The 13,266-nt window shown below is 49.6% G+C and carries 9 protein-coding genes; all 9 read left to right on the top strand.

The window, feature by feature from the left end:
• Positions 1 to 474 carry an ECF transporter S component gene (locus KTG14_RS08695; RefSeq protein WP_216970562.1) on the top strand — a complete coding sequence of 158 codons (474 nt, stop codon included), beginning with the start codon at positions 1 to 3 and terminating at the stop codon, positions 472 to 474.
• Positions 474 to 1,148, top strand: a complete 675-nt coding sequence (locus tag KTG14_RS08690; RefSeq protein WP_216970561.1) for an alpha-ribazole-5-phosphate synthase — start codon at positions 474 to 476, stop codon at positions 1,146 to 1,148. The genes KTG14_RS08695 and KTG14_RS08690 overlap by 1 nt, the downstream gene beginning before the upstream one ends.
• A 306-nt stretch (positions 1,149 to 1,454) precedes the next feature.
• A complete protein-coding gene (locus KTG14_RS08685) occupies positions 1,455 to 3,596 on the top strand; it encodes a (Fe-S)-binding protein (RefSeq protein ID WP_216970560.1) in 2,142 nt (713 codons plus the stop codon).
• Between the two features lie 444 nt (positions 3,597 to 4,040).
• Entirely contained in the window at positions 4,041 to 5,234 is a 1,194-nt protein-coding gene (locus KTG14_RS08680; RefSeq protein WP_216970559.1) for an acetyl-CoA C-acetyltransferase, read from the top strand.
• 2 nt (positions 5,235 to 5,236) lie between these two features.
• A complete protein-coding gene (locus KTG14_RS08675; protein WP_216970558.1) occupies positions 5,237 to 6,088 on the top strand; it encodes a 3-hydroxybutyryl-CoA dehydrogenase in 852 nt (283 codons plus the stop codon).
• Positions 6,089 to 6,106: 18 nt separating this feature from the next.
• The gene (locus KTG14_RS08670; RefSeq protein WP_216970557.1) at positions 6,107 to 7,243 is read left to right on the top strand and encodes an acyl-CoA dehydrogenase; all 1,137 of its coding nucleotides are present in this window, start codon (positions 6,107 to 6,109) and stop codon (positions 7,241 to 7,243) included.
• A gap of 17 nt (positions 7,244 to 7,260) precedes the next feature.
• Positions 7,261 to 8,400: an acyl-CoA dehydrogenase gene (locus KTG14_RS08665; protein WP_216970556.1), complete on the top strand. Its 1,140-nt coding sequence runs from the start codon at positions 7,261 to 7,263 to the stop codon at positions 8,398 to 8,400.
• A gap of 15 nt (positions 8,401 to 8,415) precedes the next feature.
• The gene (locus tag KTG14_RS08660) at positions 8,416 to 9,057 is read left to right on the top strand and encodes a TetR/AcrR family transcriptional regulator (protein WP_216970555.1); all 642 of its coding nucleotides are present in this window, start codon (positions 8,416 to 8,418) and stop codon (positions 9,055 to 9,057) included.
• Between the two features lie 5 nt (positions 9,058 to 9,062).
• Entirely contained in the window at positions 9,063 to 12,314 is a 3,252-nt protein-coding gene (gene icmF, locus KTG14_RS08655; protein ID WP_216970554.1) for a fused isobutyryl-CoA mutase/GTPase IcmF, read from the top strand.
• Positions 12,315 to 13,266: the final 952 nt, after the last annotated feature.

The raw sequence follows: 13,266 nt of genomic DNA, 5'->3' as shown, positions 1-13,266 counted from the left end.
ATGAAGACGCAGACCATTGCCCTGGCCGCTATTTTTATCAGCTTGTCCGCAATCGGCGGCATGGTGAAAATTCCGCTCGGCATCGCGTCGATTGCACTTGATGCCATGTCGGCACTCGTTGCCGCGCTGTTTCTCGCCGCACCGCTTGCCGGTTTTGTCGCCGCGGCAGGTCACTTATTATCGGCTTTATTCGGCGGCATGCCGCTCGGCCCGTTTCATTTATTGATCGCGCTGGAGATGTTTGCGGTCGTCTGGCTGTTCGCGAAACTGCATAGCAACGGCAAGACCTGGTGGAAATGGATAGCATTCATTATCGGAAACGGCGTGTTGGCGGCCGTGCCATTTTATTTCCTATTATCTCCTGCTTTTTTCTATGCCTCCGTCCCGGGATTGCTGTTGGCCGCATCGATTAATGCTGCAGTTGCTGCACTCGTCGCCCCGCTTGTTACAGCAGCTGCAAGGAGATTGGCCTGATGCGCAACGAATTGATGGTCGATGGGTTGGTCATCACGACGGATAACTCAGCCGCAATCGGAGAGAAGCCGCACGACATCGTAAACGTCCCGGATGAAGTCGCCGCGAAGTTCGCGACACGTGTCGCATTGGCAGAACAATGGGCGGCTGGAGGGGAAGCAACTGTCATCCTGCTCCATAATTTCAGTGGTGAAGAGCACTGGCCGCGTTATGTCTCAGGAATCACGCAATTATTTTCCGAGCTCGACATGCCGGTTCCGCCGGTTTCAGGAAGCACAGAAAGCAATATCGAGACGCTGCAATCGGCGCTGGCGGTGACGATCATCGGGCGAAAGCTTCGCATGCTCCCTGATCCGCATGAACTCGAATGGTTCATTTACGGAGAGCCGCTTGTCGGGGAAGCGGTCATTAATCATCCCGACCGGATCGCCGATTTGCGAATCGTAAAGAACGCATTCGACTGCAATCAAATCGAGCGAATCTGGCCGATTGGATCAGGGGGGATTGAGCGGGAAGCTGAAAAGCTGTTCGGCTACAGGATGCCGCTAGCACAAGGAATTGCCAAAGAAGCGTCCGGCGGTCCTGCGACTTGCTTGTTAGTCGGTCTCAAAACAAGCAAAGCCGAGAGAGCAAAACGCCTATTCGGAAAGTATTTTCGCGAATTAATTGAATAGCTCATGAGCCGCCTATCGAGCGGCTATTTTTTTTGGGAAAAAACAGCTGGAGAATGGAGTCATAAAGACCATCGTTGCAAAAGCAGCCGGATGATAGCTGCTTCAATTGTTTTGGCCAGCAGGAACGCAATAAGGGCATGTGGAATATCAGTTTTTGGAAATTATATTTCGGAAAGGCCATAGATTTCTATTGACTGAATGCTCATTCACTTTTAAACTAGAACATAGTATCGACATTCTGCCGCAGTTCACGTACACTTTGGATAAGAATAGGGGATTACACATTCAACAAGGGGGGACTACACGATGGAGTTTTTGCTCATCGCTAACTGGATTTTATTTATACTTGTAACCGCTTACGCTGTTTACTTGTTTATCTACTTGCTGAAGTCGCGCTATGAATACATCAAGCTCGGCAAAAAAGTGGAATTTGAAGAAAACTTCAATGAACGCGTCCGTAAAGTAATGGTCAACGTATTTGGCCAGAAGAAATTATTGAAAGATAAAAAGAGTGGCGCGATACACGTGATGTTCTTCTATGGCTTCCTGCTCGTACAGGCGAGCGCCATCGATTTCATCATTAAAGGCTTATCACCAGATTCACATTTGCCGCTTGGCCCATTGTATCCGGCATTTACGCTGTTTCAGGAATTCGTGACCTTGACCATTTTGGTCGCGGTCATCTGGGCATTCTATAGACGTTATATCGAAAAGCTAGTTCGCCTAAAGCGCGGCTGGAAATCAGGACTTGTCTTGATTTTCATCGGCGGTTTGATGGTGACAGTTCTTGTCGGCAACGGCATGGGCATGATCTGGCACGGGCACGAAGGCGCTTGGACAGAGCCGGTTGCAAGCGTCATCGCCGCAGCATTTGCTTGGCTCCCGGAAGCGGCTGCAGTCACCATCTTCTACGTCATGTGGTGGGCGCATCTCTTGTTCCTATTGACGTTCTTGGTCTATGTCCCGCAATCCAAGCATGCTCACTTGATCTTCGGGCCAGTCAATACATGGTTCCACCGTTTGGATCATGTCGGCCGCTTGAAGCCAATCAATTTTGAGGATATGGAAGAGGAAAACGAAGAAGACCCAGACGCGATGCCAACATTCGGTGTCGGAAAAATCACGGATTTTACGCAAGCCCAAATGATCGATTTCTACGCTTGTGTGGAATGTGGGCGATGCACGAATATGTGTCCGGCTACCGGAACCGGTAAAATGCTGTCTCCGATGGATCTGATCACCAAACTACGTGACAACCTGACGAACACGGGTGCTGTCATGACCCAGAAAAAACCATGGGTGCCAGCTATGGCATTCAGCAACACGCAAGGAAACCAATTGGCGATGGCTGCTGGCGCTGAAGGTATCTCTATTGATGAACTATACAGCCCGAGCTTAATCGGCGATGTTATCACAGAAGAAGAAATTTGGGCTTGTACAACATGCCGTAATTGTGAAGACCAATGCCCAGTTATGAACGAACACGTCGACAAAATCATCGACCTTCGCCGTTACTTAGTCATGACGGAAGGGAAAATGGACAAAGATGCCCAGCGCGCGATGACCAATATCGAAAAGCAAGGCAATCCATGGGGCTTGAACCGCAAGGAAAAAGAAAACTGGAGAGATGCTCGTCCAGATATCTCAATCCCAACGGTCAAAGAAGTCAGCAAAGCTGGAGAAGAGTTCGAGTATTTGTTCTGGGTCGGTTCGATGGGCTCATTTGACAGCCGTTCACAGAAAATCGCGCTTTCCTTTGCACGTTTGATGAACGAAGCGGGCATCAAATTCGCGATTCTCGGCAACAAAGAAAAGAACTCGGGCGATACGCCGCGCCGTCTCGGCAATGAATTCTTATTCCAGGAACTCGCAGCTGCCAATATTAAAGAATTCGAAAAAGCGGGCGTGACGAAAATCGTGACGATCGACCCGCATGCCTATAATATCTTCAAAAACGAATATCCTGATTTCGGCTTTGAAGCAGAAGTCTATCACCATACAGAAATGCTCTTTGACCTTGTCCAGCAAGGCAAGTTGAAGCCGCAGCATGCAGTGAACGAGAAAATCACTTTCCATGATTCCTGCTACCTCGGCCGTTACAACGATGTATACGATGCGCCGCGTGAAATCCTGAAAGCGATTGAAGGCGTCGAGCTCGTGGAAATGAAACGCAATCGCCAAGACGGCATGTGCTGTGGAGCCGGCGGCGGACTCATGTGGATGGAAGAAGACGCCGGACACCGCGTCAACGTTGCCCGCACTGAGCAGGCGCTTGAAGTGAGCCCGACGATGATTTCTTCCGGATGCCCGTACTGCTTAACGATGCTGTCAGATGGAACGAAAGCGAAAGAAGTCGAAGAGCAAGTCGGCACATACGATGTCGCTGAACTCCTTGAGATGGCTGTTCTCGGAAAAGACGCACCACCAGTTGAGGAAATCGTCCAATAAATAGATTTGCCAACTGACAGAAAATTGAGTAGAATAACAGCATAGAGAAAAAATGAAAGGGAGTGCTACACTCCCTTTTCTTATGTAATCAAGTCGAGCGAGCGTTCAGTCAACCAAGAAAAGCAAAACCAGCCGATTAGGTTCGACAGGCATAAGACTAACCGGCGAAGTGGCGCTATTTGCCACACAGCCGGGTTGGCTTATGACCCGAGAACCTGGCTGGAATTTGCTAGACACCAAGAAAAGCAAAACCAGCCGATTAGGTTCGACAGGCATAAGACGAACCGGCGAAGTGGCGCTATTTGCCACACAGCCGGGTTGGCTTATGACCCGAGAACCTGGCTGGAATTTGCTAGACATCAAGAAAAGCAAAATCAGCCGATTGTGGCTGAAAAAATTTTTATCGTTATGAAAACGTTTCCAAAATATGAGGAGGAATTGTAAATGGCAAAAACGGTCATCATTGATGGAGCACGCACAGCATTCGGAAAATTCGGCGGGGCACTCAGTTCATTCACAGCAAGCGACCTAGGGGCAGCGGCGATCAAGGAAGCGCTGAAGCGTTCAGAGGTAAAACCTGAAGATGTTCAAGAAGTCATCATGGGCAATGTCCTGCAAGCAGGCCAAGGGCAAATCCCTTCCCGCCAAGCGGCTTATAAAGCGGGCATTCCTTACAACGTCAAATCCGAAACAATCAATAAAGTATGTGCATCCGGTTTACGTTCTGTCACGCTAGCAGACCAAATCATTCGCTTGGGAGACGAAGAGTTGATCGTTGCAGGCGGCATGGAATCAATGTCGAATGCGCCTTATTATTTGCCGAAAGCACGCTTTGGCCTTCGCATGGGCGATTCTCAAGTCATTGATGGCATGGTCCACGACGGCTTGTCATGTTCATTCCATCCAGACAAAGTGCATATGGGCACATACGGCAACTCAACGGCAGAAACTTTCGAGCTGACACGTGAAAGACAAGACGAATGGTCAGCCCGTTCCCATGAACGCGCAATTAAAGCACGCGATCATTTTTCACAAGAAATTACGGCAATGGAAGTGCCTCAACGTAAAAGCGATCCAATTACAGTCGACCAAGATGAAGCGCCGCGTGAAGGCACAACATCAGAAGTGTTGGCGAAACTGCGCCCGGCATTCGGAAAAGACGGCACGATTACGGCGGGTAATGCACCAGGAATCAATGATGGAGCGGCAGCACTTGTATTGATGAGTGAAGAACGCGCCCAAAAAGATGGGAAAGCCGTATTGGCTCACGTCCTAGGACACACAGAAGTCGCGGTCGAACCGCACCGTTTCCCTGAAACGCCGGGGCTCGTCATCAACGAATTATTGAAGAAAACCGGCAAGACTTTGGAAGAAATCGATCTTTTTGAAATCAATGAAGCATTTGCGGCGGTTGCGCTGGCAAGCTCGAAAATTGCTGGTCTCGACGAAGAGAAAGTCAATGTCAACGGAGGATCCGTTGCACTTGGCCATCCAATCGGGGCGAGCGGAGCGCGCATCATCTTGACGCTCGCTTATGAATTGAAACGCCGCGGAGGCGGCATCGGAATTGCCGCTATCTGTTCAGGCGGCGGGCAAGGCGATGCAGTGATGATCGAAGTACCGAAGGAGGAAAACTAAAGATGTCTATCCAAAACGTCATGATCATCGGAGCCGGCCAAATGGGCTCCGGTATCGCGCAAGTCTGCGCGCAAGCTGGATTTAACGTAAAACTGAACGATATGAAACAAGAAGCATACGAACGCGGCATCGCGAGCATCTCGAAAAATTTGTCGCGCAATGTCGAAAAAGGCCGCATGACAGAAGACGAGAAGTCGCAAGTACTTGGACGCATCCAATCTTCATTGGATTTGAAAGATGCACACGATGTCGACATCGTCATTGAAGCCGCTGTCGAGAACATGGAAATCAAATCGACGATCTTCAAGACTTTGGACGAAGTGGCACCGAAGCATGCCATTCTTGCATCGAATACATCTTCACTGCCGATCACTGAAATCGCAGCAGCAACGAACCGCCCGGAACAAGTCATCGGCATGCACTTCATGAACCCGGTACCGGTGATGAAATTGGTCGAGATCATTCGCGGCCTTGCAACAACGGACGAAGTATATCAGGCAGTTGAAGACATGACAGTGAAATTATCGAAAACGCCAGTTGAAGTAAATGACTTCCCTGGTTTCGTTTCGAACCGCATTTTGATGCCGATGATCAATGAAGCGATCTTCACGCTGCAAGAAGGCGTCGCGACAAAAGAAGCAATCGACGAAGTGATGAAGCTCGGCATGAACCACCCGATGGGGCCTCTTCAATTGGCTGATTTCATCGGACTGGATACTTGCCTTTACATTATGGAAGTGCTGCACGACGGTTTCGGCGACAGCAAATACCGTCCAAGCCCGCTCCTGCGCCAATACGTGAAAGCCGGCTGGCTCGGCAAAAAGACCGGACGCGGTTTCTACGAATACAACTAAGATTTAGGGGGAGCCTTAATGGACCTGCATTTTACAGACGAACAATTGATGATGCGCAATATGGTGCGCGATTTTGCAAAAGAAGAAATCATGCCTTTTATCGAACGCATGGAAAAAGGCGAATTCCCGACGGAGATACTCAAGAAAATGGGCGGGCTCGGATTGATGGGCATCACCGCACCAGAAAAATACGGCGGCTCGGAAATGGATTTCACATCTTACATCACAGCCATACACGAATTGTCTAAAGCGAGCGGCGTTATCGGCGTCATTTTGTCGGTTCATACATCGGTCGGCACCAACCCGATCATCAATTTCGGAACGGAACAGCAAATTGCAAAGTACGTTCCGAAACTGGCGACGGGCGAATATTTGGGCGCATTCTGTTTGACAGAGCCATCGGCCGGATCCGATGCAGCGGCGCTGAAAACGCGTGCTGTTAAAAAGGATGGGAAATATATCCTGAACGGATCGAAAGTCTATATCACAAACGGCGGCGAAGCCGATACGTACATCGTGTTCGCATCGACCAATCCGGAAGCAGGCCCTCGTGGAGTTTCTGCCTTTATCGTGGAAAAAGATTTTCCAGGGTTTGTGGTCGGGAAAGACGAAAGAAAAATGGGGCTTCACGGTTCGCGGACCGTGCAGTTGACGTTTGAGAATATGGAAGTACCAGCTGAAAACCTGCTTGGGGAAGAAGGCAAAGGATTTTCGATCGCGATGGCGAACTTGAACGCCGGGCGCATCGGCATCGCCGCACAAGCTTTGGGCATCGCCGAGTCTGCTTATGAATACGCAGTAGCATACGCCAAAGAGCGTGAGCAATTCGGAAAACCAATCGCCCAGCAGCAAGGCATCGGGTTCAAACTTGCCGATATGGCGACTCAAGTCGAAGCGGCTAAACTTTTGGTTTATAACGCAGCCGATATGTACGCAAAAGGAATCGAGTGCAATAAGGAATCGTCAATGGCGAAGCTGTTTGCTTCAAAAGCGGCGATGGACATCACGACGGAAGCCATCCAAGTTTACGGTGGCTACGGCTACACGAAAGACTATCCGGTCGAGCGATTGTTCCGCGACGCCAAAGTCACAGAAATCTACGAAGGCACGAGCGAAATCCAACGCATAGTTATCAGCAAACAACTACTAAAATAATTGGGGGAAATAACACAATGAACTTTCAACTATCTGAGGAACATAAAATGATCCGTAAAATGGTCCGCGACTTCGCGAAAAACGAAGTGGCGCCGACAGCAGAACAGCGCGACGAAGAAGAAAGCTTCGATATGAAAATCTTCCATCAAATGGCGGAACTCGGACTGACAGGCATTCCGTGGCCGGAAGAGTACGGCGGTATCGGTTCAGATTACTTGGCATACTGCATCGCGGTTGAAGAGTTGTCCCGTGTGGACGGTTCTGTCGGCGTTATCTTGTCTGCCCACACATCACTTGCCGGATGGCCGGTCTATACATTCGGAACGGAAGAGCAAAAGCAGAAATACTTGCGCCCGATGGCTGAAGGCACAAAAGTCGGCGCTTACGGACTAACAGAACCATCTGCAGGGTCAGATGCAGGAAGCATGAAAACCAGCGCGAAAGAGGACGGCGACCATTATATCTTGAACGGTTCTAAAATCTTCATTACCAACGGTGGAATCGCAGACATTTATGTCGTTTTCGCTGTGACAGATCCGGACTCGAAACATAAAGGCACGACTGCATTTATTGTTGAAAAAGATTTCGAAGGCTTCTCAGTCGGCAAGAAAGAGAAAAAACTCGGCATCCGTTCAAGCCCAACAACTGAAATCATCTTCGACAACTGCCGCGTACCGAAAGAAAACGTGCTTGGCGAACTGGGCCAAGGCTTCAAAATTGCCATGCAGACGCTTGACGGCGGCCGCAACGGCATCGCAGCACAAGCTGTCGGAATCGCACAAGGCGCGATGGACGCAGCGATTGACTACGCGAAAGAGCGTGAACAATTCGGCAAGCCGATCACAGCGAACCAAGGGATTTCCTTCAAGCTTGCAGACATGGCGACAGGAATCGAAGCGTCTCGCCTATTGACGTACCAGGCAGCTTGGCTCGAGTCGAACAAATTGTCCTATAGCAAAGAGTCCGCCATGGCGAAATTGATGGCTGGCGATACAGCGATGAAAGTGACGACAGAAGCGGTTCAAGTCTTCGGTGGCTACGGTTACACGAAAGACTACCCGGTTGAACGTTTCATGCGCGATGCCAAAATCACGCAAATCTACGAAGGCACACAGGAAGTCCAGCGTTTGGTTATTTCCCGTATGGTCACAAAATAAACGGAGGGTCGGCCCATGACGAAAAAGCGTGAAATTCAGTCCTCCGTAAAAGACGAAAGCCTGATTGAAAAGCGCCGTGAACAGATGATCAGCGGCGCTGTCACGCTTTTTAAAGAAAAGGGCTTTCACCGGACGACGACGAGGGAAATCGCAAAAGCAGCCGGTTTCAGCATCGGCACATTGTATGAATATATCCGCACCAAAGAAGACGTACTCTATCTCGTGTGCGACTCGATTTACGACGAAGTCAACGCACGGCTCGACCGGCTGGATTTGGAGGAAGGGTCGCTTGAGACGCTGGTAAAAGCACTCGAGCAATACTATACATTGATCGACGATATGCAAGATGAATTCGTCGTCATGTATCAGGAGTCCAAATCGCTGCCGAAAGACGCACTGCGTTATGTGTTGAACAAGGAACTCGAAATGACGGCCTTGTTTGAACGGCTTCTGTCGAAATGCGCGGCGTCGGGGGAATTGCCCCTGTCGCAAAAAGAAATTGTCCTGGCTTCCCATCATTTGTTCGTGCAAGGACAAATGTGGGCATTTAGGCGCTGGGCAATGGATGAGTACACCATTGGGGAATTTATTGAAATGCAAACGAAGTTTCTGCTGCAGGGGATGGCAGGGGAAAAAATCACCATACAGGGGGCTTGACCATAATGGCTACTATACAAGAAAACACCACTTATCAGCCAAAGCACCACATTCGCTTTGTGACGGCATCCGCTCTTTTTGACGGCCACGATGCTTCGATCAATATTATGCGCCGCATTTTACAGGGGAACGGAGTGGAAGTAATCCACCTCGGGCACAATCGTTCGGTTGAAGAAGTCGTCAATGCGGCGATCCAGGAAGATGTGCAGGGAATCGCTATTTCTTCTTACCAAGGCGGGCATGTAGAGTATTTTAAATACATGTATGACTTGCTCCAAGAACGCGGAGCTGAAAATATCCGCATTTACGGAGGCGGAGGCGGGGTTATCTTGCCGCGCGAGATACGTGAACTGGAAGATTACGGCATTGCCGGCATTTTCTCGCCTGAAGACGGGCGTAAAAAAGGATTGCAAGGCATGATTGCGGAAATTGTCGAAGAATGCGATTTTTCAACAGCGAAAGAAGACGTTACGCTGGACGGTTTGACTGCTGAAAACCCGGTGGCGCTTGCCAATGTCATCACGACTGCAGAAGAAGCGCACACACGAAACCTCGATACGGGCGATTTGATGAAAGCGGTCCGTGAAAAATCGAAAAACACGCCAGTTCTCGGGATCACCGGAACGGGCGGTGCTGGGAAAAGTTCCTTGACGGATGAATTGATCCGCCGCTTCCTCACTGAACTTCCGGACAAAAAAATCGCTATCTTATCAATCGACCCAACAAAACAAAAAACGGGCGGGGCTCTTCTCGGCGACCGCATCCGCATGAATGCTATCTTCAATAAACGCGTATTTATGAGAAGCTTGGCCACGCGCGGGTCCAGAACGGAATTGTCCGCAGCCATCAGCGATGTTCTGGATGTCGCAAAAGCGGCTGGCTTCGACCTGATCGTTGTGGAAACGAGCGGAATTGGTCAAGGGGATGCCGAAATTGCCGGTATTTCTGATGTATCGATGTATGTCATGACGAGCGAATTCGGTGCGCCGACACAGCTCGAAAAAATTGACATGATCGATTATGCTGATCTGATTGTCATCAATAAATTCGAACGCAAAGGCTCAGAAGATGCACTGCGCCAAGTACAAAAACAGTACCAGCGCAGCCACCTGCTATGGGAAAACGAGTTGGATAACATGCCGGTTTACGGCACGATAGCAAGCCAGTTCAACGATAAAGGCACCAATGCCTTGTTCGCTGCACTTGTCGCGACGGTTAACAAGAAATGCGGCATGGACTGGGAAACAAGCTATGAAGCTTTCGCTAAAACACAAAAAGAAAATCTTATCATCCCGAACGACCGCCGTTATTATCTGCGTGAAATTACAGATGCGGTCCGTGGCTATCATGCGAGAAACGAAGAACAGGCCGATTTCGCACGCCGTCTGTTCCAGCTAGAAGGCGCCATTGAAGAGGTCCAGAAAAAAGCTCCGGATGACGCCCTGGTCCAATCCTTGCAATCACTCGCTACAGGCGTCCGCGATGAATTGACGGCTGAGTCGAAGCGCATCCTCGATAACTGGAATTCCCTTCAGGAAGATTACGCAGGCGACGAATTGGTGACGAAAGTCCGTGACAAGGAACTTCGCACATTGCTGCGGACAGAAAGCTTGTCCGGCATTAAAATTCCAAGGGTTGCTTTGCCGAAATTCAAGGATTATGGCGAAATTCTGCGCTGGGTCTATGCCGAAAACGTGCCGGGAGCTTTCCCGTATACGGCAGGCGTGTTCCCATTCAAACGTGCAGGTGAAGATCCGAAGCGTCAGTTTGCGGGAGAAGGAACCCCGGAACGCACAAATAGAAGGTTCCATTATCTGTCAAAAGGCGATGATGCGAAACGCTTATCAACGGCATTTGATTCCGTGACGCTTTATGGGGAAGATCCAGACCACCGTCCGGACATCTACGGAAAAGTCGGCGAATCAGGCGTTTCAATCTGTACACTGGAAGATATGAAGAAACTATATGATGGATTCGACCTTTGCGCACCGTCCACTTCCGTGTCGATGACGATTAACGGACCGGCGCCGATCATTTTGGCCATGTTCATGAACACGGCCATCGATCAGCAAGTGAAAAAGCGTGAAGAAGAACTCGGCCGCACATTGACGGTCGAAGAATTCACCGAGGTCCGTGAAGGCACCTTGCAAGTCGTGCGCGGAACGGTCCAAGCTGACATCCTGAAAGAAGACCAAGGGCAGAACACATGCATCTTCTCGACGGAATTCGCACTGCGCATGATGGGTGATATTCAGCAATACTTCATCGACCACAAAGTGCGCAATTATTACTCGGTATCGATTTCTGGCTACCACATCGCGGAAGCCGGCGCGAACCCGATTTCGCAATTGGCGTTCACCTTGTCGAACGGCTTCACCTACGTTGAGTATTATTTGAGCCGCGGCATGAACATTGATGATTTTGCACCGAACTTGTCGTTCTTCTTCTCGAACGGTTTGGATCCGGAATACACGGTCATCGGTCGTGTCGCACGCCGCATTTGGGCAATTGTCATGCGCGATAAATACGGCGCGAATGAACGCAGCCAGAAACTGAAATACCACGTCCAGACATCTGGGCGCAGCTTGCACGCACAGGAAATCGACTTTAACGATATCCGTACGACATTGCAGGCATTGATGGCGCTTCAGGACAACTGTAACTCGCTTCATACGAATGCTTACGATGAAGCGATCACGACGCCGACGGAAGAATCCGTACGCCGCGCGATGGCCATCCAGATGATCATCACGAAAGAGCACGGATTATCGAAAAACGAAAATCCATTGCAAGGCGCATTCGTGGTGGAAGAATTGACGCAATTGGTCGAAGAAGCCGTTATGACGGAATTCGACCGCATCAACGACCGCGGCGGTGTTCTTGGCGCAATGGAAACACAATACCAGCGCGGCAAAATCCAGGAAGAATCCATGCACTATGAAATGAAGAAGCATACCGGCGAATTGCCAATCATAGGGGTCAACACGTATTTGAACCCGAACCCGCAATCGGATGACGACATCAACGCGATGGAAATCGCCCGTGCGACAAAAGAAGAAAAAGAAACGCAAATCAATAATTTGCGCGCGTTCCAGGAACGCAATCCTTCAGATGAAGCGTTGAAGCGTTTGAAAAAAGTCGCAAAAGAAGGCGGCAATATTTTCGAAGAGTTGATGGATACCGTCAAAGTCGCAAGCCTTGGCCAGATCACTTCAGCTCTCTACGAAGTAGGCGGCCAGTACCGCAGAAACATGTAAGATCACATCCCTTTGCCTGGCAACAGGCAAGGGGATTTTTTTTTGCATTATTTTGAGCACAAGGTGTCATCAGCTTTGTGATGTTTTTCTGAATCGGAGTGTGGAGAAGTGAGCTGGACAGGTGAGTGGAATGGATAGTTCGTTGAATTATTTCATCACTAAATCGCCGCCTCCCGCTTGGGGCTGGCCTCTCACAATGAGCCGAAAAGAACGTTCGTCTCATTGCTTCGGCTCGCCCTTGTGCGCGGTTTGGCTAATAGAATTCACTATATTTTGCATGCGAGGAAGTGTCGCTGCTAGTTGACTTCATCCGCTGGTGGAGACGCTTAGTTGGACTTGAAAATTTCAGAGATACTTTATATCTGTTCAATTTGAATTTACGAAGTAGATTGAAGTTGCTGAAGCTTAATTCATTGAGAGACAAATTTCAATTCTTCTCTCAAACTAGAGATGGAGCGAAAAGGGGCGACTCTGGAGGGATCAGGACGAGCTGAAGACGCTGGACTGAGCGTTAGCGAGGGAAGCGGCTGAAGCCGGCCTCCGGGCAGCCGAAAACGCGACGTCCTGTCGCATCGGCTGCATGACCCGCATCCTGCGGGCCTAAAGCGTCGCCTTGTAGCGGAATCTCTTCTACTTAGTATTTCCTACATCCAGTGCTCGACAGATTTCATTCGTCACCATAGCAACAAATAGAATCATCCGGCACTTCGGTCGATTTGACGGGGCAAGTCCGTTATAATAGGAGAAGTTGAAACTCTAAAGAAAAGAGATGGATCATGCCATGCCTAAAGCTGCCCATTACGCCATTATTATTGTCGCGGTCGTGCTATTAATTGTTCTGTACAATAGAGCACTCGGTTCGATACCGTTTTTAATCCTGTCCGCCTATTTTTTTTATTTTGGCTGGGCTCAGCTTGCGCGCAGAAAAAAGAAATCTCGGTAGCGAACAGCA

The organism is Planococcus sp. CP5-4_YE (genome assembly GCF_019042655.1).
Taxonomy (GTDB): Bacteria; Bacillota; Bacilli; order Bacillales_A; family Planococcaceae; genus Planococcus.
Note: the sequence above shows the minus strand (reverse complement) of the source record. Positions and strands in the feature narration are given on the sequence as shown.

Bases quoted from the DNA above. Each gene is read 5' to 3' on its own strand.
- KTG14_RS08695 (WP_216970562.1), top strand. From the start codon at position 1: ATGAAGACGCAGACCATTGCCCTGGCCGCTATTTTTATCAGCTTGTCC.
- KTG14_RS08690 (WP_216970561.1), top strand. From the start codon at position 474: ATGCGCAACGAATTGATGGTCGATGGGTTGGTCATCACGACGGATAAC.
- KTG14_RS08685 (WP_216970560.1), top strand. From the start codon at position 1,455: ATGGAGTTTTTGCTCATCGCTAACTGGATTTTATTTATACTTGTAACC.
- KTG14_RS08680 (WP_216970559.1), top strand. From the start codon at position 4,041: ATGGCAAAAACGGTCATCATTGATGGAGCACGCACAGCATTCGGAAAA.
- KTG14_RS08675 (WP_216970558.1), top strand. From the start codon at position 5,237: ATGTCTATCCAAAACGTCATGATCATCGGAGCCGGCCAAATGGGCTCC.
- KTG14_RS08670 (WP_216970557.1), top strand. From the start codon at position 6,107: ATGGACCTGCATTTTACAGACGAACAATTGATGATGCGCAATATGGTG.
- KTG14_RS08665 (WP_216970556.1), top strand. From the start codon at position 7,261: ATGAACTTTCAACTATCTGAGGAACATAAAATGATCCGTAAAATGGTC.
- KTG14_RS08660 (WP_216970555.1), top strand. From the start codon at position 8,416: ATGACGAAAAAGCGTGAAATTCAGTCCTCCGTAAAAGACGAAAGCCTG.
- icmF (WP_216970554.1), top strand. From the start codon at position 9,063: ATGGCTACTATACAAGAAAACACCACTTATCAGCCAAAGCACCACATT.